The following is a 22318-nucleotide window of genomic DNA, read 5'->3' on the forward strand; positions in this document are numbered from 1 at the left end:
TAATGAGTAAACAATCAAATCAACAGATCGCAGATCGCCTAATCGAAAAAATGAACGACAGGCAGAGCCCATTCGATCTTCCCAGTATTATGATGCCATTAAATCCCACCACCGGCAAAAGCTATCGTGGGATGAATGCCCTTTGGCTGGCCATGCAGGGCCAACAGGACCCACGCTGGATGACGCTGAAACAGGCTTCAAACAAAAATGGCTGGAAGGTAGAAACCGGTTCAAAGGGAACTTTAATCAGCTTCCTGAAAACCACCGACCGAGTACAGCTTTTAAATGAGGATGGCCGGCCGCAGCTGAACATCCGCAGAAATCCAAAGACAGAACTGATCAAACTGGCCAACCCGGTAGAAACAGAGGCCTACGTGTTCAACGCCAGTCAGATTGAAGGCATTCCGCCATTAAGGGAATTTGAAGAACGCCGCAACGCCTCAAGGCCTGATCCCGTCGAAGCCCTGGCCAAACTGGTGGAACTGACTAATGCTAAAGTGGAAGCAACCACCGGTGAACCGGGATATGATCCGGTAGACCGCATTATCTATATGCCGGAACAGGACGCTTTCGGCACCCCGCAGGAACATCATGCTGCCCTGTTGTACGAAGTCGTAAAGTTCGCAGGACACGAAAAGGGCTTATATGACCCGATGGATGTCTCTGCAGCGGAACAGGCGCGGCCGGCCCTGGCTGCCTTATTCACTGGCAATGAGATTGGTGTGAAGGCCGCTCTGGCACCGCAAATAAACTATGAAGATGTCTACATGACGGCGTCAACGGCACCTGACGAGCTGGAGGCCGCCGCAAACGCTGCGCAGTATATGACCGATTACCTGCATGGCCTAATTAATTCACCCGAGCAGCGTCAGGCCGCAAGGCAGGAACGTATCCTTATCGTAGGCGATGTGATCGACTACAACGAAAAACAATACGAGGTCATGGGCAAACTGCGAGGAAAGGACCTGCAGGTCATGGATAAATCAACCGGCAATCGTTTTAAGGCCAGCCCGGGAGATGGCATATATGCCTCACTGTTAACTGCCAAAATAGAAGCTCTAAAACAACAACGATCCGTTGACAAATCACCGGAGGAGGAACAGGATTTCGACCGGGAAGAAGAAAGGGACAACAGCATGGAATATGAGCATGCTGACGAACTGGAAAATGAGCAAGATAACGTGCTGAATTATAATCAGGAACAGGATGATGAACCGGCATTGGATCTGAGCGAAGAAGCAGGGGAAACTAAAAAGACGGGAAGAAAACGATGAATACTGAAATTTTCAATGAGGCGGATCTCCCTTTGCATGACCTCGGATCAGTTGGGTTGGTATCGGATGGCCGTGCACTTTTAGAAGAGGCCGACCTGAATGCCCTGTTATCCGGCCGCCGTACCCAGCTTATCCGCTTGGAAAATCTGGAATTCGCGGGTATAAAGATCGCTTCCTTGAATGCCAAACTATCGTTGATCACCGGTGCCGATGGAAAACCGGAATTGCTGGTTCATCCGACCTACCTGCGCAGCGCGGCCCCGACCTACCTGACTGAGGATGAATCCTGGGCATTGGAGACGGGTGACCAATTAAGTCTGGAAAAGGACATTGTAGACAGTAATGGTCAGAGGAAAAGAGTGTTGATTGAATTTGACAGGGAAACCAACCAGTTTCTGGAAACTGATGAAGAGAAAGTCGAAGCCCCGGACGAAATTAATGGTCAAGCTCTTACTCCTGAGCAGAAAGCTAAATTCAAACGAGGCGAGGAAGTAGAGATCCCGGATGGTACCAAAGTAAAATACACGGCAACTACCCGGGAAGGAATCCGCTCGAACCGTATCGCCCTAATCGCATCTATCATATTTGACGGTGGCATTTCTTACCTGCTATTCCATGGCATTAAAGCGATTATCGGTCAAAAACAAGATGAGAAATCGACTGAACAAAGCCAGGAATACAAGGACACTGTTGAACAAATGAAGCAGCAGCAGGAAGAGGAACTGGTGCCAAAACTAGATCTGTCCGAAAAAGCGAAAGAGAGGGATCATAAAAGACGTTCAACTCGCTGATGGCTGTACTGTTTGCAAAGCTGGGCGTTCCCAAGAACGTCCGGCTTTTTTTTGAACCTTTTTATCAGTTGTTACCGGACGGCAGCCTATTGTTTCCCTTTGGTGAGGAAGCCGAACATTTCAGCCTTTCCTTTCACCAGGTGCCGTCGACTGTTATACCCTGGAACGCGGGGAACGGCCCGCATGTCTTTATCAGCCATTCCGCAATGGAATGCATCGCTTTTTTAAGTTGTTACAGTCATGCATACCCCGTTTTCGGACAGCTGCAATTTATAGCTATAGGTAACTACTTTAACGGCTTGCAGGTTTCGTCAAGCAAAGTCGCTCTGTTATTTGGCCGGGACATCCTCGGCAGATTAACAGATATCAAGGTGTCAACATCGCTCCGGAACAGAGGCGCACCTATATTTTATTGTGGAGAGGAATTATTTGATATCAGCGGACAAACTTTTAACGCTTCCGAATTAAGCCTAAACGCTTTCGAAACGCTTCTGGGCGTTCGTTCCGGAATCCGAACCATCAAGCCGAGGGGCTTTAATACATTTCTTGAACAATTAAAACATCAAAACTTATGACACTGATTTCATTCCAGCACTCGATCAAATACATTTATCTGCAATTGGCACCCTATGTGGCGCTGACCATTTTCGCCGGCTTTATGGCTTCCGGACTGAATTTTTTATGGTACATGGCCTTACTTGCGCTGTCGGCCCTTCTGAGTTGGCGGCTATTCACCCTTACAGCCATTCAGTATTTCTTTACTCATGATATGCTGGTCATTAGCAGGGGCGTTATTTTCAAAACAGTTGATAGCCGTCCCCTCTGGCAGCTCAAGGGCTTGGAAATTAGGCATAGCCGACTGCTCACCATGTTTCATATTTCGCATATCGAATTCGGACTTGAAGGGCCGCCTTCAGACCGAATCCGGATCATAGGGGTTGATGACGAAATTATGCTAAAAGTATTTGAACAACTCAATGAAGGTATCGAACTCAATATCGAAACATGGCGCAATTATTTTCAGCAAGCAAAGGATTAAACAACTATCTATGATTAACTGGTTTAGTCATGCCTCCATAGCTAATTAAATAATAAACATGAAAAGACATTGCAAGCTTTTCTACATCAGAATCAATAAATATGGCAATTGAAATAATCACTAAAGATGACCTCGACGCATTTCGGCAAACACTGTTGAATGACATACGGGAATTATTGAGCAACGGCGAAAAATCCGAAACCATCGAGTGGCTCAGATGTGCTGATGTGCGTAAATTACTCAAGATTTCGACAGGAACGATTCAAAACTTAAGGATCACCGGAAAGCTTAAATCACAAAAAGTAGGTGGTATCCATTTTTATAGTCTTCGCGACATTCAAAACATGGTAAATGGAAAGATCGACAAATGATTTCAAGGCCGGACATAATTTCAGATCTATACAATAAGATGACCGGAGATTCACGCTTAACTGTGTGGCATATTAGTCTGTACGCTACTCTACTAATTTTATGGCAGCAAACTAATTTTAAAACACAAGTTAGGGTGTCTCGTAAAATTTTGATGGCAAAAGCCCACTTCCGTAGTATCACAACCTACCACAAATGTATCACCCAATTAAAGGACTTCGGCTATATCATCTATCATCCAACGTATGACTGTTACGAAGGTACCATTATTCAAATTATTGTAAACAAAATATAGCCCCTTCCGTCACCCTGGTAGGCCGCCATGTGAATAAAAAAGCCTAAGCTCATTAAGACCTTAGGCTTTTTCCATTTATACTGAAACCAGTTCTTTTTTAACCAATCTTTTCTTCAGCTTATTCATGTCTTCACTAACTTTAAAATCAAGTGTCTTTGCGTAATGCTGAGTTTGCTTGATGGTTGCATGGCCCAACATTTTGGACACCGTTTCTATTGGTACGCCATTATTTAAGGTGACGGTAGTTGCGAAGGTATGCCTTGCGATATGGTAAGTAAGCTCCAATTTAATATTACAGCAATCTGCGATTTCTTTCAAATAAGCATTCATCTTTTGATTAGTTAACACTGGTAAAACTTCGCCTGTCACAACACACTTAGGATGACGATCATATTTTCTAATGATCTGATTAGCCTCTTTCAGAAGAGGAATTTTTGATAAGGCATTCGTTTTTTGTCTATTAATAAAGATCCACTGTTCTCCATCTACTCCCTTTTGGATATCCACCCGCTTCAAATTCTTGACATCCACATAAGCTAATCCGGTATAGCAACTGAAAAGGAATATATCCCTAACATTATTCAACCTGTCATTGTCAAAATCCTTCCCAGCAATTTTTTGTAATTCTTCGTCAGTTAACGCTGTTCTCTCAACTTGCTTCCTGGTCAACTTGAAATTTGAGAATGGGTCTCCTGGAAGCCATTTGTTTTTTACACAGATGAGCACGATCTTTTTAAAATTAACCAGATATTTCATCGTTGTATTATGATCGCAATTTCTGACGGTTTTGAGCCAGAAGGCGTATTGAGAGATGAACTCATGATCGAGATCCCGGATATCCCTGTCATCGGCTCCATACTTCCATTTGATGAAGTCTCTGGTGTGCTTATAGGAAATATTGTAGCGTTGCATCGTACTTGGGGCAAAGTCAATCCCCTGCAAAGCTTTCATTTGTGCATTGTGTTCGCTGAACACCTCTAATATCCTTTTCCTGCTTTCAACATTGCCGGTAAGGATATCTTTAATGGCTTGGGCCGATACTACCCCATCAGCCTCAATAATTGATCTTTTGGCTTGAAAAATCTGTAATTCCAGAGTGTCAAGGAAATAATTTAATTCCTTTGCATCCTCTTTTGTACCTGAAGCTCTCCCAGCAGATGAATTCCATTTAGCTGGTTCCCATTTCCTTTTCGAGGACAGTTCTACTGGTTTTCCATCTACCGTAATTTTGAGGTAAATGTAAACAGGGCCTTTTTTTTGATTTTTGGACTTTTTGAGATAAAAAAGAAGTCCGAAGCTTTTTTCTAACATAAACTAACATTTAAAGGTTAAACAAATGTCGGTTTAGAGTGTCATCCAAACAAGATGTCCACGCGCTGGACATGCTCATTTACAACTCGTTAAATCTTTTCCATTGAGTCTTTTTTTTATTTTCAAAGTACTCAATGAATGACTCAATAGAATTATGTGTTTTAATGCGAGTTTTAGTAAAGTACTTGATAGATGTCAAAACGAAAAAGGCCCTTAATCATCGATTAAAGGCCTTTTTGATAGTTTTGCTAACATATTTAGCGGAATGGACGGGACTCGAACCCGCGACCCCATGCGTGACAGGCATGTATTCTAACCAGCTGAACTACCACTCCTCCCGTTTGGGACTGCAAATATAGGAACTGATTTTATAAGTCCCAAAAAAAAGTGAAAAAAATTATGCTACGCTCCCTTCTTTCAGCTTTTCTGCATTTTCAGCAAATTGTAATGCCTCTAAAATTTCCTGTATGTTACCATTCATTACGTCAGGTAAATTGTAGATAGTCAGGCCAATACGGTGCTCGGTAACACGGCCCTGCGGATAATTGTAAGTGCGTACCTTTGCAGAACGGTCGCCGGTAGAAACCATCGTTTTTCTTTTTTTCGAGGTTTCTTCGAGGTGTTTTTGCAACTCCATCTCGTAAACGCGCGACCGAAGTACCTGTAATGCCTTGTCGTAGTTCTTCAGCTGAGATTTCTGATCCTGGCACTGGGCCACAATACCGGTTGGAATGTGGGTTAAACGCACAGCTGAGTAGGTGGTGTTTACCGACTGTCCGCCCGGACCCGAAGCACAAAACAAATCCTTACGGATATCGCTGTTGTGCAACTCAATATCAAACTCATCTACTTCCGGTAATACCACCACTGTTGCAGCTGAGGTATGTACGCGGCCCTGGGTTTCGGTATCAGGCACACGCTGCACACGGTGTACGCCCGATTCGTATTTTAAAGTGCCGTAGGCGTCTTCAGCAAGTACGTTGAATACAATCTCCTTGTAACCACCAGATGTGCCCTCTGTGTAATCTACAAGCTCTGTACGCCAGCCCCTGCGCTCGCAGTAGCGCATATACATACGGTAAAGGTCGCCTGCAAACAAGGCTGCTTCATCACCGCCTGTACCGCCACGTATCTCTACAATGGCATTTTTAGCATCTTCAGGGTCTTTAGGTATCAGCATAAGGCGTATATACTCTTCCTTTTCTTCCCGCTGCGCCAACAGTTCATCAAGCTCGGCTTTAGCCATCTCTCTAAATTCCTCATCCTTCTCAGTGGATAAGATCTCGCGGTTAGCGTCAATGTTGCTCATAATGTTTTTGTAAACCTTATATTCTTCAACAATGACGGTAAGATCCTTATATTCTTTACTCAACTGGGCAAATCGTTTCATATCGGTCATGGCAGTAGGGCTGCTCAACTCACCTTCAACTATTTCCCAGCGGTCTTTAATTGCTTCTAATTTATCTAACATATTTTATAGGTGGCAATATATGCCAAAAGAAGTGCAAAGGTAAGCACTTTAGCTTACATATTAAACTGATGGATAGCACCATCCGGTAAACTTAGGGTAAAATTAAAAGGTTTGTTCCGGTTGCTCAAAAGCACAAAGCTTTACATCATGTCCGTCAAAAACGGCATAGGTGTAAGCTGCAATCCACTCGCCAAGGTTAATGTAGCGACTTTTGTCACCAAGCTTTATTTCCATTGCCTTGTGCCTGTGACCAAAAATCAGGTAGTCGTAATACTGTGTTTTTAATACTTCCCTGCTAAAGATGACCAGCCATTCCTGTTCGTCAATTTTGCGCTGTTCTTTTGTAATGTTTACGTCTTTACTGTGCTGCGACCACCGGTTGGCTACACCAACACCAAAGTTGGGGTGTACGCGCTCAAACAGCCACTGGCAAAGCCTGCTACGGAAAAACTTTTTAAGGATCTTATAATTACGGTCGCCGGGGCCAAGGCCATCTCCATGGTGCAGATAAAACTTTTTGCCATTACGTTCAATAACCAGTTCATTGCTGATAATGGTGGCGCCAAATTCACGTTGAAAATAGCCGAACATCCACATATCATGGTTGCCTTTAAACATGGTAAGCTTAACGCCCAAATCTGTCAGCTCGGCCAGTTTACCCAGGAAACGGATATAACCTTTAGGGACTACGGTACTGTATTCAAACCAAAAATCGAATATATCGCCTACCAGGTATAATTCAGCGGCATCATGCTTTATACTTTCCAGCCAACGCACAATGCGTTGCTCGCGTTCTCGCTGTAACTCTGGCGAACCAATACCTAAATGAAAATCTGATGCGAAATATATTTTATTACGTTCGGGCATAAAGCGACTAAAATACAATAAGTTTTTAACTAACATCGGTTTGTGTGTTTCGTTTTGTACGGTAGCGCGACACAATTGCGCCCTGCAAAACGTTATCTTTGCAACAGATGGATCAGTACGCGCAAAGGCTTTTTGAAATGAAACTTGCCGACATTTATAAACGCACCGAATGGCTGCACTATGAAATTTCGCTTGAAGGTTTTATTAATCTTTTTCCGGTTGAAATACGCAAAGGAAAACCCGTGCGGCCAGACAGGCCCGGTGAAATAGATCTTGACCGTGATACTTTTCTGGCTGTAATGGTTGCTTTTAAACAGGCATACAGTTAATACATACTTGTTAATACGCTGCCATCAGCGCTTACCTGTAGTTGATGCATTACACCGCATTTTAAAGCAAAGTTGTTACGCTGGTGCCCTACCGGGAAGTCAAAGCAAACAGGATAGTTGTATTCTTTTACTTTATCATTTACGATCTCATAAACCGTTTTGCCAAACTCTTCGCCCGGATCGTCTGGTTTAACCTTAAAGCCGCCTATGATCAGGCCCGCAAGTTTGTTTAGCTTTCCGGTTCGCTTCAGGTTCCAAAACATGCGGTCAATATTGTAAAGATATTCGCCGGTATCTTCCACAAATAAGATTTTCCCCTGGGTGTCGATATCCGAAATTGTGCCGGCAAGTGTTGTGATCATGGTTAAGTTACCCCCAATTAATCTTCCGTTGGTTTCACCGACGCGGTTATATGCAGATGTTGGTGCGGTATATTTTAATTGCTCACCTATTAATGCTTGCTTAATTGATTCAATAGTGCTCACCTGTATAGGTTCTGCTTCAGGCCAATTATCCGGAAAGCTATTACACATTTTAGAGTGAAGGGTTGCTATACCAAAATTGCGGTTGATATGGCAATGCAGCGCTGTAATATCACTAAAGCCGATGATCCACTTAGGATGTCTGTGAAACTGGTTAAAGTTAAGGCGGTCAATTATTCTTACAACTCCGTAACCGCCCCTTGCGCACATTATAGCTTTAATTTCAGTATCATCCAGCATCTGTTGCAAATCGGTTAAACGCTCATCATCAGTACCGCCATAGGTGTAATCCTTTTTACCGATAGTGTTCCCAATTACCGTTTTAAAGCCCCAGCTTTCCATTAATTGCACTGCTGGTTTAATCTCTTCGAGGGTAATAAATCCTGCCGGGCTGGTAATGCCAATTTTATCACTTGGTTTTAGATAAGGCGGTATTTTGCGTTTAGGTTTGTTTAAATCCGTAATCACAGCAGCCGGGCTGTTGAGCGCAGTTAATACTGCCCCGGCACCAGCCATTGCAGCAATAAATTTTTTCCGGTTCATTAAACAATATTATCATTTATAAAATGCCGTTTATCAAAAAATAAAAACAAATGCGTGGTACGATGTTATCATTGAGGCATGTGATATGCTGTAAGGGGCAACTTGCAAACGTGAAAAATCAGCGGTTGTTCAACAATTAAACAAAAACGATCGTATGTTATTAAAAAAGAATATTCCGCTAAGTTATGTGTTTGGTAAAATTAAGCTGGAACTGATCCTGCTCACCATATACTCTATAGCCGTATATTTTGAACATACACAACTCGGCTTTTCAAATTTTTCTATACCACTGGCCATACCCGGTATATTAGGTACTATTATTTCATTACTGCTGGCATTCCGGTCAAACCAGGCTTATGACCGCTGGTGGGAAGCACGGTCGTTGTGGGGAGCCATTGTCAATGATTCGCGCTCTTTTGCAAGGCAGGTGCTGACATTTATTGATACATCTGATGGTAATCAGGAAAAACTGCTGATAAAGGAAAGGATGATTAAACGGCAGATCATCTGGAACTATAGCCTCAGTTGCCATTTACGTAAACAGGATGCCAGCCAGTGCCTTGACAAATACATATCTGAAGAAGAGCGTAACGTAGTGGGAAATGCTATGCACATTCCGCTGGCTTTGATGGAACAACACGGAAATGATCTTCGCACATTGCTGCGCAACAAATGGATTAATGAGTTTCAGCAGGTAGCAATGGATGATACACTTACGCGTTTCTCCAATGCCATGGGCGCTTGCGAAAGAATTAAAAATACGGTTTTCCCGGTAACCTATAGTTTTTATATCCACCTGGTGGTGTTGCTTTTTGTGTTGATTCTGCCTTTTGGTTTAATTGAACATGTAGGTATTTTTCAGATCCCGTTGGTGGTGGCAATTTCATGCTCTTTTTTCCTGATAGAAAAAATGGCTATCCACCTGCAAGATCCGTTTGAGAATAAACCTACCGATACTCCCACTACTACCATTAGCCGTAAGATAGAGCAGGATTTAAAACAAATGCTTGCCAAAGATGATAAAGTAGAGCCGGCAAAAGAACTGGAGGGACCAGAAGAACCAACATTTTATATTCTGTAAAAGATCAGAGCCTGTAATGCTCTTTTTATTTACATCATGTTAAAATCATGCTATAAAATCTGCATATTTGAGATAAGCGATTGATGATGATTACTGCACCACAACCTAATGAATATGCTGCTTTTTCAGCGCCCTATGTAAGGCTGGCCAGTCAGCACGATGATATCCTGGCATTGCTGAATACACTAAAAGATTCTACTCACCAGTTTTTTTGCAGCCTTGATGCCGATAAGGCCGAGCACCGCTACGCTGAAAGTAAATGGACAATTAAACAGGTGCTTGGGCACATGATTGATACCGAACGTGTGTTTGCTTACCGCGCTTATTGCTTTTCGCGCGGTGAGGAAAAAGAGTTACCCGGCTTTGAGCAAAATGATTATGTAGCTGCCGTAGATTTGAGCAACCGTACAATGCATAGCCTTGCTGATGAGTTCAGATCGGTACGTGAGTCGAATCTGTATTTTATCAATGCGTTAAGCGATGCGCAGATTGCAATAACCGGTTATGTAAACGGATATACCGTAACGGTTCGTGCTTTGCTTTACATGCTTGCAGGGCACGAGTTATATCACCTGCAGTTGCTAAAGGAAAGATATCTTTAATTATAAAAACAGGCTTTTTTAATTCAGGCATTGTAAAATGCCTGCCTGTATTTTTTAACCCATTCTATTATCTGGCCAGGCGATAAGTTTAAATCTTGTAACTTGACAGTTCGTCTTACATCTTTTGCTTCAAAATAAAAATAATAGGTGGGTTTAGCATTACCTATTGCGGTTATCTTTTCATTAACAATGTCTTTCCAAGGATAATTTTCGCCGTCAGAAGTCTCTATGCCGGTTTTGCCAATAATTAGATGCGGCTTTTGCAGGATTAAAATCATTGGATATTCGGCGTAAAGTGTTAATGCGCTTATAGCAATTGTAAAAATGGCCATGATATATTTTATAATATCATCAGCTTTTATTAGTAGCATTACACCTCCTAAAAAAAGAAATATCATGGCAATAAACCGCACTAGTTTCCATTTGGAAAATTTGATTACAATCTGCGCGGGCAAAGTTTCAATAGTATTGTCCATAATGAGGTTATGATTTCGTAACAGGGCTTACTTTGGGTGCATACCAACAGGCACCTACACCTTGCACAGATCGCCATTTGTTTTTACCGTCAGGTGCGAGGTTAAGCCTTTTCTGAGCCGCCTTAATAAACTGTTTAAGCATTAAAGCTTTGTTTTCATCCTTCCTTTCAAACAGGTTGCCATCTGTAAGGGATAATTGCTTTCCATTTTTTAATTTAATAACAATTGAAATGTGCGACCTTGGTTTTAGTTCATAATCAAAACTATAAATACCGGCAATATCTCTTTTTAAAATGCGCCTAAAAGGTTGATTATTTTCTGCTACATACATGGATTTGGAATCGAAGTAGATAGTGATCTTTTTTTGAAAAAGTTTAACGATCAACATCATACATAATACAAGAAAGGCAAATGAAAGCGGCAGCGAACCATGCCAAAATAGCCTGCTTGCAACAAAGACATAAAACAGAATAGCTGGAATTACTGCAATAATAAGGATGAGATAGATTACAAAGTAAGGCCGGGTTATAACATTGGTAAATACAAGCGGTGGTGTGCAATGCTTGCCTGTTAGCGGTATTTGATCATCATTATTTACTTGGGCTTTCACAACCGTGTATTGCTTTTGGTAATACAATGGTCAAATACAAAGCCAAATATGTCTTTTTAAATCAGGTCAAAGGCCTGAGCAAAGCGTGTAAGGTCATAGTTTGATTTTGCATTTAGCTTGTTTTTAATGTTGCGGCGGTGGGTAAGCACCGTTTTTTCGGTAATAAATAACTGTGCTGCTATTTCGCGTGAGTTATGGCCAAGTGCCATCAGCTTTAATATTTCTTTTTCGCGGCGCCCTAAAGCCGTAAAGATGTGGTGATGGCTGCGCAGGAAATTATTTTCCTGTATGAGGCGCTCCATTTTAGTAGAGATATGGCATGCAGAATCAAACGGCAGGGCAAGCGCAATAGCTAAAAGCGGCTTATTGTAAGGGGCGTTCATCAGTATTTTAACACTTGTTAAGTACCAGCTCCATTCGTGTTCTGCCGAAGGCCGTACCTGTTGAAAATAGGAAATCAATTCATCCTTTTCATTTTTTACTGCCAGGCTCATCAGCTTAGGGAATGAATGCGGCGCATCTTCCGGGTTAAAGTATTTTGCTACATATTCTGCATGTGGCAGGCATATTTCCTCTAACGGTATTTTAAGGAGATCTAACCCTCTTTTAGACATATAGATCACCCTTTCCTGTTGCAGGTCATGTACAATAATTACGGCAGGTATATCATCTTCATATGATCTTATCTCGGCGAGTTTCTTTAATATACAATCCCGTAACCCAGGCGCGTATCCGGCTAAAATTGGATACAGATCTTCCATCAGCAAAATAATTAGGCGGTGGCAAGATATTGAAAATAAGATAGTCTGATTGCCTATATATTAACCAAGCTAATATGATGGTCGTTTACAGTCGCTCGGCAGGAGCCGAGCGACTGAGGAGCCAAGTGTGAGAATTATTCGTTACTTATAGTGGTTCCTGATTTATCCCACTCTTTCTTTTCAACAAGGTAAGAGATAAATAAACCTAAGCCGCCAAAAATAGCAATCAGTGAAAAATAGATAGCTTCGTTATCATCCATGCTTTCTTTAAACACAGTGCGATCTAAAATAAAGGAGATGAATAAACCAAGCCCCGCACCTATTAATAGCAAACCCCATTTTAAATTTTGATAAGGTTGTGGCTGTTGTTTGTAGCGGCGTGGATCCATACCACGTTCTATCATGGCCATGCGTTCGCGGCGGTATAAATAAATGATGCCGAAAACGCTTAAGAAAAAGCCTAAGCAAATTAAAATCGGGATTAAAACTTCTGGACCGTGCATAATACTAATATTTTAAAGTTAATAAATTTTGTTTGTTACATGTACCACCGGGGTGTATTTGTAAGCTATGACCACACTGCTTTTAAACAGGTTACACCCTGTTACACTTTTTTATTTAAATTTATTTGTACACGCCTTAATGTTGATTTTAAAGAATAATTGAATTAAGGTGTAACCTGATGTTTTATGCCGGCGTCAGAGTGGTTATAAATGCAAAGCAAGCTTTCGGATATAGAACTAATTGAGCAAACCCTTTCGGGTAACCAGGCAGCTTACGCTGATTTGGTGAAGCGGCATCAGCGGTATATTTTTACGCTGGCCATGCGTTTTGCCAAAAACCGCGAAGACGCCGAAGAAATTGCGCAGGATTGTTTTATAAAGGCTTACAGGGCATTAGGTACTTTTCAGCAGCAATCAAAGTTTAGTACATGGCTATATAGTATTGTATATACTACCGCCATGACGTTTCTGAGAAAAAAACGGGTGGACACATCGTCAATAGATGATGAGAATGTTTACATCCAGTTAGAGAATCAGCATGGAAGCTTTGAAAATAATTATGCTGAAAAAAAATCAAGGTCTTTTTACCTGAACCAGGCTATAGGCCAGTTACTGCCCGATGATGCGGCAATAATTACCTTATTTTACCAGGGCGAACAATCCCTGGAAGAAATAGCCGAAACTTTAGGTATGGAAGCAAATACGGTTAAGGTAAAACTGTTTAGGGCAAGGCAACGTTTGAAAGACAAGCTTGAACGCCTTTTACAAAACGAAGTAAAGGAACTGTTATGAACAGCGTAGAGGAAAAACTTTGGAATTATATTGATGGTACCTGCTCGCTACAAGAGCAGCAGGAAATTGAACGGCTTATTGAAACCGATGGACTTTATAAAAGAAAGTATCAGGAGCTGGTTAATTTAAACCTGGAGTTTAGTAACATGGAGCTTGAAGAGCCTTCCATGGCATTCACTTACAATGTAATGGAAACCATCCGTACACAAGAGGCAAGCGTTCCGTTAAAGGCTGGCATTAACAAAAACATCATCAGGGGCATTACAGGCATATTTGTTTTTATCATTGCCGCGTTGGTGTTATATGCCATGTTCAGTGTAGATTGGAGCTCACATGCTACAGACAATGTTGTGAATATCAAAGTCCCTGATTTAAAAGTGCCGAAAATTTCACCATCATTAAAAGGGCCGTTACTTAAAGGCTTTATCTTTTTTGATGTAATTGTTGGTTTGTTCTTTTTCGATGCTTATTTAAGGCGTAACAGGCATGCCCAAAATTGATAAGTGTAGACATCAGTATACAAAAGTGTTATATGTTGTGGACAATAGTCCACTATCACAATGTCACTTTGACACACAGTCATGACGCGATAATCTAAATTTAATACATATTACGCATTAGTACAACTTTAAGTTGACATCAATTTTTTGGTACGGTAATTGTAAATGTTTAGATGAACTGGTAAACTTACCAGTTTAATTGTGATAAGGTTTAGGTTGAAAGTCGCCCGGAGCAAGTCTGGGCGGCTTTTTATTTTATAAACCCTTTCCTGTTTTTAAAATCCAAATCCTTCTTTGTTTCTTTTTCGGATAGCTTCGTCAGTTTTCGGAAGAAATACATCCAATCCAAAATTTACCACCTCCGTCTGTATCTCCTCAACAAAAGGGCGGAAGTCATTATCATATTTTTTAAATGCCAGCTTGTAATCGCCATTGCATTTCTCGAAAGCATCTGCCAATGCCGCTGCTCCATCTATGGCCAGTGATCCACCCCTGCCTGCCGCAGGAGAGGCGCAATAGCCGGCATCACCCACAAGGGCAACCCTGCCTTTTGTCCATGACGGCATTTTGATTTGGCAGAGCTTGTCAAAGTAAAAATTGGGGTGCTTTTTTACCTCTTCCAGTAGTTCTGATGTGCGCCAGCCTGTGCCTTGAAACTGATTCATGATAATGTTCCGCATCTGTTGTTCGTTACGATAATCATAAGGAATTTCCTGCTCTGAATAAAAAGCAAAGCAGATGTCGGTTTTGCTGTTGTAAGCATTCAGCATGATGGTTTTGCCCGGCTCGCTATACATCTGCGTGGTGTTTTCCGGAATCAGCAGTTGATCTACGATGCTTATAGAAAAATAAGCATTAAGGAATTTAGAAAATTCAACTTCGTGGCCAAACCAAAGCTTTCTTACTGCGGAATGAATGCCATCGCAGCCGAAGACCAGGTCAAAAGCTTGCGGTTGCCCTTTTTGAAAGCAGACATGTACATGGTCGTCAGATTCTTTCATTTCGGTAATACTGTCGCCAAAAACAAACGTGGTGTAATCTTTAACCAAGTCGTAAAGCAGGTACAGCAGAAAGTCACGTTCTACTTCATATTCTATTCTACCGCGTTCTACCTGCGTTTTTTCGTGTTGTTCCAGCCTTTCAGTTACGTCGTCTTTATTCTTAAATGATAAAGATTCCATCTTAAGGCTGTTCGCCACAATTTGTTCCAACAGCCCCATGCGTTCTATAATGCCGATGGTGTTTTCTAAAATATTTACAGGGGTGCCGCCTTTTTTAAGGTCGCTGGCTATTTCAACAATAGTCACCCGGTAACCAAATTTGTTCATCCAGTAGGCGGTACATAGCCCGGCAAAACTGGCGCCGGATATTAATACTGTTTTATGAGCTGTTGTTTTCATTTATGATACGTTTTCTAAAGACAAAGAAAACGTGTACTGCTTGGGCTAAATAGGCAGTAACAGCGCAAGACTTGGACTAATTGCGGTTTTTACGTCGAAAGGTTAATGGTGCCAAGCCTGCAACCTTGGTAAATAGCCTGGAAAAATAAGGATAATCATCATAACCTAATGCTGCTGCGACCTCTTTCAGCGACTGATCGGAATGATAGAGCAAACGTTTAGCTTCCAATATTACGCGATGCTGTATATGGTAAGATACAGGTTGGCCGGTTACTGACTTTACGCATTCGTTAAGATACGTTGCAGACAGATTTAATTTTTCCGCATATTCTGCCGGGCTTTTGATCCTGGTAAAATGTTGTGCCAGCTCTTTCCTGAATGCTTTGGTTACAAATTCGGGCCGGGTTAACTTTTCAGTTGATGGAGTTTCTGCAGTGTAAATTGCTATGACCAGACCTGCCAGTGCATTTAAATGCGCTTTAAATACGCTATCGTAAACAGTATTTCTTTTCTTTTCGGCTATTTTGATACAAAGTGCGCTTGCCTGGCTCAATAAATCAAATGTTTCGGCATTTAGCATAACCGGCGCTGCGGGGCTGATGTCTTCCAGCAATGCAGGATAATTAGGATCAAGCATTTCATTGGTGATAGCCCAGGCAATCACGCTCAGTCTTTCAAAATTGATGATCTGGTGTACCTGATCGGGGTGCATATAAATTACGGCAGGTGACTGGATCCTGTACCGTTCAAAATCAATCTCCATGATGATACTTCCTTTTTCGAGCAAGAAAAAAGAATGGCGGTCATGGCGCTCCGGCTGTCCCCAATCTTCCATAGGGGGAAGGCTTTCCAAAGCCAGCCTTTCAATACTCAAGCCTTCACCGGATACATCACCGAAGTTATTAACAGGTATAGGGCTTTTTTTTCTGGGCATGGTTGTTATTAAAACGCAAAGTTTGAAGTTTCCCGCCCTATTACGCCTCTGCCTCAACCAGCGACTCTTGCTGGACAGCTTTTAAAATGATACGGAAAGTAGTGCCTTTTCCTAATTCAGAATCTTTTACAAAGATGCTCCCGTTATGGTAGTTTTCAACCATACGTTTGGTTAACGACAAACCTAAGCCCCATCCGCGTTTACGGGTAGTATATCCGGGGCGGAACACGGTTTCAAACTTTCTTTTCGGTATGCCTTTGCCGGTATCGGTAACGTCTATAATTACCTGGTTCTTGGTTTTGCTGCCAAACACGCTTACCTTAATGCTGCCCGGCCCTTCAATAGCGTTAACCGCGTTTTTTAGTAGATTTTCAAGTACCCAATCAAACAAAGGAATGTTTAAACCGGCTTTTAAAGAAGGACTTCCGGCTACTTCAAAATTGATTTTATTACTTACCCTTACCCTGAAATAGTCTACAAAGTCTTTTACCACGTCATAAACAGAGTGAGTTTCCAGTACCGGGCGTGAACCGATCTTAGAAAAGCGGTCGGCAACGATTTCTAAACGGCGCACATCATTTTCCATCTCGGCAATAAGCGGATCTTTTTCTGCGTTGAACTTTTCTTTCATCAGCTCAATCCACGCCATAAGAGATGATATTGGTGTACCTAACTGGTGCGCGGTCTCTTTAGCAAGGCCCACCCAAACCTGGTTCTGTTCTGATTTACGCGAAGAACTAAATGCCGTATAGGCCACCAGCAGGAAAATAGCAATTACAGAAAGCTGTATGTAAGGGAACACCCGTAACTGGGTAAGCAGTACCGAATCTTTATAATATACTAACCAGTACTTTTTACCGAAAATGCTTATCTTAATAGGTGCGTGCTGGCCTTTCATCGAGGTTAGCTGCTTCTTAAAATATTCAGGGTCGTATTTTTGAGTAATCTTGATACCCGGCGAAGCTACCATAGGTATATACGTTTTTGTAGAATCAAGCCCCTTAACAAATTTGATGTCCTCTTTTTCGTCAACTACAATGGCGGGCACAGTCAGGCTATCGCGTACAGCCGAAGGATAAGTATATGAATCATTATCGTCTGACGATAGCAACTGCTTGATACTCATGGCCCATACCTGGGCGCGCGTACGTTCAGACTGGGCTATGTTCTTTACCAGATAATTGGTGTACAGCAATGATCCGCTGGCTATTACTACAGCAAATGCCAGTAACAGGTATTTCCAGATGCGCGGTTGTTCGTAAGGGCTAACTCTCATTGCTGTGGTCAAATAACGGAAATAGTACGGATGTGGGCAAATTCTTGATCCGAAAGCTATAAACGTGTGATTTATTAATTTACTATTTACAAAGTCAAAATTTTATGAGGTAACTGCGCATTTATAGTTCTGCTTATCAACACATCTGCACATTTACCTATCTTTGCATCCGTATGAGTAATCAGCAAGTAAGGGTGCGTTTTGCACCAAGCCCTACCGGCGGACTGCATCTTGGCGGTGTGCGTACGGTATTATTTAATTATCTTTTTGCAAAGCACCATAAAGGCAGTTTTGTTTTACGTATCGAGGATACAGACCAAAACCGTTATGTAGAAGGTGCCGAAGAGTATATCTTAGATTGCCTCAAATGGTGCGGCCTTCACCCGGATGAAAGCCCTGTTGTTGGCGGCCCGTTTGCACCCTATCGCCAAAGCGAACGCAAGGCGCTGTACCGCGAATATGCCGAAAGGCTGGTAGCACAAGGACATGCTTACTATGCTTTTGATACGCCTGCCGAGCTTGAACAAAAACGTAAGGACATCCCTAACTTTCAATACGGGCACACTTACCGAAATGAAATGCGCAATTCGTTATCATTAAGTGAGCATGAGGTGGATGCGCTTTTAGATAAAGGCGAACCGCATGTGGTCCGCATTAAAATGCCCGTTGAAGAAACGGTGAACTTTAATGACATGATACGCGGCCATGTTAGCTTTGACACCAACCTTGTTGATGATAAGGTATTGCTTAAAGCCGACGGTATGCCAACCTATCATTTGGCCGTAGTGGTCGACGATTTTCTGATGAAGATTACCCATGCTTTCCGAGGTGAAGAATGGCTGCCATCTGCACCGGTGCATTTACTACTTTGGGAATACCTGGGTTGGAAAGAACAGATGCCGCAGTGGGCGCACTTACCATTGATATTAAAACCAGACGGGCACGGTAAATTGAGCAAGCGCGACGGCGCAAGACTTGGTTTCCCGGTTTATGCCATGAACTGGACAGACCCTAAAACGGGCGAACTTACACCTGGATTTAAAGAACTTGGATTTTTACCTGAAGCGTTTCTAAACCTGCTGGCCATGCTGGGCTGGAATGATGGTACCGATCAGGAAATTTTTAGCCTGGATGAACTGATCGAGAAATTCTCCATAGAACGTATCAGCAAGGCCGGCGCTAAGTTTGATTTTGAAAAAGCGAAATGGTACAATGCCGAGTGGATTAAACGCAGCAGTGCTGAAAGTTTGAAACCTCATGTTGAAGCCGTTTTACAGGATAAAGGATTAACCATTGCGGAAGATAAGTTTTTGTTAAAGGTTATAGACCTGATCAAAGACCGTGTGACTTTACTGCCTGATTTTTATCAGCAGGCTGGTTACTTTTTCCAGGTACCGGGCGAATATGATTTGAATGCGATAAAACCAAAATGGACTGATGCCAAAACCGATTTCTTTAATGAACTGGTGAGTGTATTTGAAGCATCTGCTACATGGGAACCTGCTGAATTGGAAACTACATTTAAGGCGCTAACAGAACAACGGGGTTTTAAAATTGGCGATGTGATGCTACCGTTCCGCATTATGCTGGTGGGCGGTAAATTTGGCCCTCATGTGTTTGACATAGCTGCTTTGCTTGGCAAGCAGGAGACCATTAATCGGATCAAAATTGCTTTACAAGCTTTTACAGCATAAGCAAAAATAATATAAAGTAGAAAGCGGCCATAAGCCGCTTTTTGTATTTATGAAGAGATGCGCTGCAAAAAGAAGTATATTAAGGATAAAGCTTATAAACAACAATTGCATACTTGTACATCTCTTCAACAATTACTTATCTTTGAGTAGAGGTTCCCGTTGGATAATAAAGTAAAAGTTTTAGAACGCTATATGCCTCCAGCCGCTGCCCCGCTGATTGGCCGCTGGATTGATTACTTTAAATGTGAGTTTAAGATATCGAGGGGGCGAAACACCAAGTTTGGCGATTACCGCCCGCCGCATGCAGGTAAGGGTCACCGCATATCTGTCAATTTTGATCTTAATCCCTATGCTTTTCTGGTGACTACTGTGCACGAGTTTGCTCACCTGCATACCTGGAACGAGCATAAGCACAAAGCAAAACCACATGGTACAGAATGGAAGCAGAACTTTAAAAAAATGATGCAGCCTTTCTTTGATCAGCAGGTTTTTCCGGCTGATGTTAAACAGGCCATATCCAATTATCTGGATAATCCGGCTGCTTCCAGTTGCTCGGATCTTAACTTATACCGCTCGTTGCGCAAGTACGATGCGCCTAAAGAAGATATTCTCACCGTGGAGAAATTGCCGCAAAACGCTGTATTTAAACTAAAGGATGGCAGGGTATTTAAAAAAGGCGAACAATTACGCAAGCGTTTCAAATGCGTTGAAATTGCCACCCGCCGGGTGTATCTGTTCAGTCCTGTTGCCGAAGTGGAGTTAATGCGCGAATCTGCCTAATTTCTTATTTGTTTACCATCAAACCCTTCACTTCAAAAGTGATCTTCTGCTTAGGGTTGGGTTTTGCGCTGTGCTGGCTTTTCATTTGCGAAGATGATTCGCCCGCCAGGTGCTGCATATCATCGGCAACAAAAATCTTTTCGGCTATGCCGTCTACAATAACTTCCCGGCCTTTTAAATCAATAGGTAAAGTGATATTGTAATTTTTAAAATGTGCCTCAATGGTTTTGCCTTGCCCGGCATCAATAATAAACCAACCGCCTTTAGGTTTTGTAACCTTGATTACTTTCCCCGTTATTACGGCATTGGTACGTGTGCGCTTCCCCATAAACGATTCTATTTTTGAAGCGGGCATTACGTTTATATTCGATGGACTGCTGCCAAACAGCATTCCGTGTGGTAGTGGTGTGTGCTTTTGTGCAGTAGCAATATTAAAGCACGCTATCAGTAATAAAACTATTTTTAAAGGGGCAAATCGTTTCATGCTTCTATTAACATCTTATTAGCTGTTTCGTTTAAGATGTTTGTTAAAAGCATTCAAAAAAGTAACGATGCTGATGCAGTAACAATAAAAATGTTAAAATATAGTTAAAGTGGCGTGTTTAAATATGCATAAACCAACACAATAAGTTAGCTTTGTCGCATAGGTAAGCTGTAGCGTTTGCCACATTCTTTTCGTATTTAGTATTGTAATTAGTTAATATCAGGTGAATAGAAATTTACTTTTAAAAAGCGCACTCAAAACTTTGTTTGTTGCAGCTGTAGTCACTCAATTCGGTTGTAATAAAGATTCATCAGAATCACGTACTGCACCAACCGTGTTAACAAACATCGGTGTAGCCCAGGTAACTACCACCACCGCCATCACCGGCGGTTATGTAACCGATCAGGGCGATGATATCCCTTCGGCAGTAGGTGTTTGTTATAGCTCAAGCTCACAGTCGCCAAGCATTTCAGACGCTACCACATCAGATACGGTAAAATCATTAGCGGTTACCAGCAGGCTTAAAAACCTGGTGGCAGGTAAAACCTATTATGTTCGTGCGTATGCTACTAACAAATATGGTACTGGTTACGGCGATGTAGTGAAGTTTACTACCCCGGCTAATGATAACCCGCCAAATATTACAGTAAGTACTTTTGCAGGCAATGGCTCGCAAGGGCTGGTTGATGGTACAGGTACCTCTGCTCAATTATGGAACCCGCAAGGGATGGCAGCAGATGCACAGGGCAACTTATATGTAGCAGATCAATATAACCACGTTATTCGTAAAATCACGGCTAATGGTACGGTGTCAACCTTCTGTGGCAATGGTACCTTAGGCCACGTAGATGGCAATGCTACAACAGCAGAGTTTTACAGCCCTAACAGCATTGCTATTGATGCGCAAGGCAATCTTTTCGTTACCGATCAGGGCAATAACCTGGTCATCAAAATTACCCCAGCAGGGGTGGCTACTACCTTTGCAGGTAACGGCTTACCTGGAAATTCAAACTCATCTTCGCCGTTAAATGCATCTTTCAACTCACCTAAAGGTATAGCTATTGATGCTTCAGGGAATATTTATGTGGCAGATTGCAATAATCACCTCATCCGTAAAATTACGGCTGCCGGTGTAGTAAGCACGCTTGCGGGTTATGGTACATATGGGTATGTCAATGCCGTTGGAACAAGTGCTTACTTTAATCAGCCAAGCGGTTTAGCGTTTGATTCTAAAGGCAACCTCTATGTCGCTGATAAATTTAACTCATCAATACGTAAAGTAAACGTATCAGACGGAACCGTAACAACTTACATTGGATATCCGCTACAAACAGTAATCCTTGGCCGTCCCGAAGCTATTGCTTTTGACAGCAGCGATAATTTGTATGTAGCTGATAACTTAGGCCGCGTGTTGCAATTTAATACCAGCAACAATTTAATTAATACACTTGCCGGTACTTCGGGCGTAACTGGCTTTGCCGATGGCACCGGGGTTGCAGCCCAGTTTAACTTAGTTTCGGGTATTGCTGTAACTAAGGCCGGCGGTATTTTCGTTTCAGATTACAACAACAATCGTATCCGTAAAGTTACGATCAACTAAAGTCTAATAAGATCTAACAGGAAAGGCTCTGCAATTTGCAGAGCCTTTCTTGTT

Annotated in this window: 25 protein-coding genes and 1 tRNA gene; 13 read left to right on the forward strand and 13 right to left on the reverse strand. The window is 42.2% G+C overall.

Going from position 1 to position 22318, the window contains the following annotated elements; genetic code table 11:
* Nucleotides 1–2: 2 nt before the first annotated feature.
* The 5 genes from PQ461_RS02335 to PQ461_RS02355 all read left to right on the forward strand — a co-directional run bounded on the left by PQ461_RS02335 (nucleotide 3) and on the right by PQ461_RS02355 (nucleotide 3475).
* Nucleotides 3–1274 carry an ArdC-like ssDNA-binding domain-containing protein gene (locus PQ461_RS02335; protein ID WP_274208022.1) on the forward strand — a complete coding sequence of 424 codons (1272 nt, stop codon included), beginning with the start codon at nucleotides 3–5 and terminating at the stop codon, nucleotides 1272–1274.
* Nucleotides 1271–2065, forward strand: coding sequence for a DUF4099 domain-containing protein (locus PQ461_RS02340; protein WP_274208023.1), 795 nt, complete (start codon nucleotides 1271–1273; stop codon nucleotides 2063–2065). Before PQ461_RS02335 ends, PQ461_RS02340 begins: the two co-directional genes overlap by 4 nt.
* A complete protein-coding gene (locus PQ461_RS02345; protein WP_274208024.1) occupies nucleotides 2065–2640 on the forward strand; it encodes a hypothetical protein in 576 nt (191 codons plus the stop codon). The genes PQ461_RS02340 and PQ461_RS02345 overlap by 1 nt, the downstream gene beginning before the upstream one ends.
* The gene (locus PQ461_RS02350; protein WP_274208025.1) at nucleotides 2637–3104 is read left to right on the forward strand and encodes a PH domain-containing protein; all 468 of its coding nucleotides are present in this window, start codon (nucleotides 2637–2639) and stop codon (nucleotides 3102–3104) included. Before PQ461_RS02345 ends, PQ461_RS02350 begins: the two co-directional genes overlap by 4 nt.
* A gap of 101 nt (nucleotides 3105–3205) precedes the next feature.
* Nucleotides 3206–3475, forward strand: a complete 270-nt coding sequence (locus tag PQ461_RS02355) for a helix-turn-helix domain-containing protein (protein WP_274208026.1) — start codon at nucleotides 3206–3208, stop codon at nucleotides 3473–3475.
* Nucleotides 3476–3843: 368 nt separating this feature from the next.
* Here PQ461_RS02355 and PQ461_RS02360 read toward each other — a convergent pair whose 3' ends face one another.
* The 4 genes from PQ461_RS02360 to PQ461_RS02375 all read right to left on the reverse strand — a co-directional run bounded on the left by PQ461_RS02360 (nucleotide 3844) and on the right by PQ461_RS02375 (nucleotide 7417).
* Nucleotides 3844–5079, reverse strand: coding sequence for a site-specific integrase (locus PQ461_RS02360; protein WP_274208027.1), 1236 nt, complete (start codon nucleotides 5077–5079; stop codon nucleotides 3844–3846).
* 261 nt (nucleotides 5080–5340) lie between these two features.
* Nucleotides 5341–5414, reverse strand: a tRNA-Asp gene (locus tag PQ461_RS02365).
* A 62-nt stretch (nucleotides 5415–5476) separates the two neighbouring features.
* Nucleotides 5477–6550, reverse strand: coding sequence for a peptide chain release factor 1 (prfA, locus tag PQ461_RS02370; RefSeq protein WP_274208028.1), 1074 nt, complete (start codon nucleotides 6548–6550; stop codon nucleotides 5477–5479).
* Between the two features lie 102 nt (nucleotides 6551–6652).
* Nucleotides 6653–7417: a UDP-2,3-diacylglucosamine diphosphatase gene (locus PQ461_RS02375; protein WP_274303968.1), complete on the reverse strand. Its 765-nt coding sequence runs from the start codon at nucleotides 7415–7417 to the stop codon at nucleotides 6653–6655.
* A gap of 107 nt (nucleotides 7418–7524) precedes the next feature.
* Here PQ461_RS02375 and PQ461_RS02380 point away from each other — a divergent pair, with 107 nt between their 5' ends.
* The gene (locus tag PQ461_RS02380; protein ID WP_274208029.1) at nucleotides 7525–7746 is read left to right on the forward strand and encodes a hypothetical protein; all 222 of its coding nucleotides are present in this window, start codon (nucleotides 7525–7527) and stop codon (nucleotides 7744–7746) included.
* Here the strand turns inward: PQ461_RS02380 and PQ461_RS02385 are convergent.
* Nucleotides 7743–8771: a S66 peptidase family protein gene (locus PQ461_RS02385; protein WP_274208030.1), complete on the reverse strand. Its 1029-nt coding sequence runs from the start codon at nucleotides 8769–8771 to the stop codon at nucleotides 7743–7745. The two genes, PQ461_RS02380 and PQ461_RS02385, sit on opposite strands and share 4 nt — an antisense overlap.
* Nucleotides 8772–8925: 154 nt before the next feature.
* Between PQ461_RS02385 and PQ461_RS02390 the strand changes: the two genes are divergently transcribed.
* Together PQ461_RS02390 and PQ461_RS02395 are read left to right on the forward strand one after the other, a co-directional pair.
* Complete coding sequence (locus PQ461_RS02390) at nucleotides 8926–9852, forward strand: bestrophin family protein (protein ID WP_274208031.1); 927 nt, start codon at nucleotides 8926–8928, stop codon at nucleotides 9850–9852.
* An 83-nt stretch (nucleotides 9853–9935) separates the two neighbouring features.
* Nucleotides 9936–10454 carry a DinB family protein gene (locus PQ461_RS02395; RefSeq protein ID WP_274208032.1) on the forward strand — a complete coding sequence of 173 codons (519 nt, stop codon included), beginning with the start codon at nucleotides 9936–9938 and terminating at the stop codon, nucleotides 10452–10454.
* Between the two features lie 23 nt (nucleotides 10455–10477).
* Here PQ461_RS02395 and PQ461_RS02400 read toward each other — a convergent pair whose 3' ends face one another.
* The 4 genes from PQ461_RS02400 to PQ461_RS02415 form a co-directional block, all read right to left on the reverse strand.
* Complete coding sequence (locus tag PQ461_RS02400) at nucleotides 10478–10930, reverse strand: hypothetical protein (RefSeq protein ID WP_274208033.1); 453 nt, start codon at nucleotides 10928–10930, stop codon at nucleotides 10478–10480.
* Nucleotides 10931–10937: 7 nt separating this feature from the next.
* A complete protein-coding gene (locus tag PQ461_RS02405) occupies nucleotides 10938–11540 on the reverse strand; it encodes a hypothetical protein (protein WP_274208034.1) in 603 nt (200 codons plus the stop codon).
* A gap of 56 nt (nucleotides 11541–11596) precedes the next feature.
* On the reverse strand, nucleotides 11597–12301 hold the full coding sequence (locus tag PQ461_RS02410; protein WP_274208035.1) for a response regulator transcription factor: 705 nt from the start codon (nucleotides 12299–12301) through the stop codon (nucleotides 11597–11599).
* 134 nt (nucleotides 12302–12435) lie between these two features.
* The gene (locus PQ461_RS02415; RefSeq protein WP_274208036.1) at nucleotides 12436–12804 is read right to left on the reverse strand and encodes a DUF6249 domain-containing protein; all 369 of its coding nucleotides are present in this window, start codon (nucleotides 12802–12804) and stop codon (nucleotides 12436–12438) included.
* Between the two features lie 210 nt (nucleotides 12805–13014).
* Between PQ461_RS02415 and PQ461_RS02420 the strand changes: the two genes are divergently transcribed.
* Together PQ461_RS02420 and PQ461_RS02425 are read left to right on the forward strand one after the other, a co-directional pair.
* Nucleotides 13015–13596, forward strand: coding sequence for an RNA polymerase sigma factor (locus PQ461_RS02420; protein ID WP_274208037.1), 582 nt, complete (start codon nucleotides 13015–13017; stop codon nucleotides 13594–13596).
* Nucleotides 13593–14096: a hypothetical protein gene (locus tag PQ461_RS02425; RefSeq protein ID WP_274208038.1), complete on the forward strand. Its 504-nt coding sequence runs from the start codon at nucleotides 13593–13595 to the stop codon at nucleotides 14094–14096. Before PQ461_RS02420 ends, PQ461_RS02425 begins: the two co-directional genes overlap by 4 nt.
* A gap of 275 nt (nucleotides 14097–14371) precedes the next feature.
* On the opposite strand, the gene PQ461_RS02430 is transcribed toward PQ461_RS02425, so the two are convergent.
* The 3 genes from PQ461_RS02430 to PQ461_RS02440 form a co-directional block, all read right to left on the reverse strand.
* Nucleotides 14372–15496 carry an FAD-dependent monooxygenase gene (locus PQ461_RS02430; protein WP_274208039.1) on the reverse strand — a complete coding sequence of 375 codons (1125 nt, stop codon included), beginning with the start codon at nucleotides 15494–15496 and terminating at the stop codon, nucleotides 14372–14374.
* Between the two features lie 76 nt (nucleotides 15497–15572).
* Nucleotides 15573–16430 (reverse strand): AraC family transcriptional regulator, encoded by an 858-nt coding sequence (locus PQ461_RS02435; RefSeq protein ID WP_274208040.1) that lies wholly within the window; start codon nucleotides 16428–16430, stop codon nucleotides 15573–15575.
* A 40-nt stretch (nucleotides 16431–16470) separates the two neighbouring features.
* On the reverse strand, nucleotides 16471–17706 hold the full coding sequence (locus PQ461_RS02440) for a sensor histidine kinase (RefSeq protein ID WP_274208041.1): 1236 nt from the start codon (nucleotides 17704–17706) through the stop codon (nucleotides 16471–16473).
* Nucleotides 17707–17879: 173 nt separating this feature from the next.
* On the opposite strand from PQ461_RS02440, the gene gltX reads away from it, so the two are divergent.
* Entirely contained in the window at nucleotides 17880–19400 is a 1521-nt protein-coding gene (gltX, locus tag PQ461_RS02445) for a glutamate--tRNA ligase (RefSeq protein WP_274208042.1), read from the forward strand.
* A gap of 192 nt (nucleotides 19401–19592) precedes the next feature.
* Nucleotides 19593–20180 carry a SprT-like domain-containing protein gene (locus tag PQ461_RS02450; RefSeq protein ID WP_274208043.1) on the forward strand — a complete coding sequence of 196 codons (588 nt, stop codon included), beginning with the start codon at nucleotides 19593–19595 and terminating at the stop codon, nucleotides 20178–20180.
* A gap of 4 nt (nucleotides 20181–20184) precedes the next feature.
* Here the strand turns inward: PQ461_RS02450 and PQ461_RS02455 are convergent, their stop codons facing one another.
* Nucleotides 20185–20664 (reverse strand): DUF4920 domain-containing protein, encoded by a 480-nt coding sequence (locus PQ461_RS02455; RefSeq protein WP_274208044.1) that lies wholly within the window; start codon nucleotides 20662–20664, stop codon nucleotides 20185–20187.
* A gap of 223 nt (nucleotides 20665–20887) precedes the next feature.
* Here PQ461_RS02455 and PQ461_RS02460 point away from each other — a divergent pair, with 223 nt between their 5' ends.
* Nucleotides 20888–22264 (forward strand): NHL repeat-containing protein, encoded by a 1377-nt coding sequence (locus PQ461_RS02460; protein WP_274208045.1) that lies wholly within the window; start codon nucleotides 20888–20890, stop codon nucleotides 22262–22264.
* The last annotated feature ends 54 nt before the right edge of the window (nucleotides 22265–22318 follow it).

The organism is Mucilaginibacter sp. KACC 22063, assembly GCF_028736115.1.
Lineage (GTDB): Bacteria > Bacteroidota > Bacteroidia > Sphingobacteriales > Sphingobacteriaceae > Mucilaginibacter.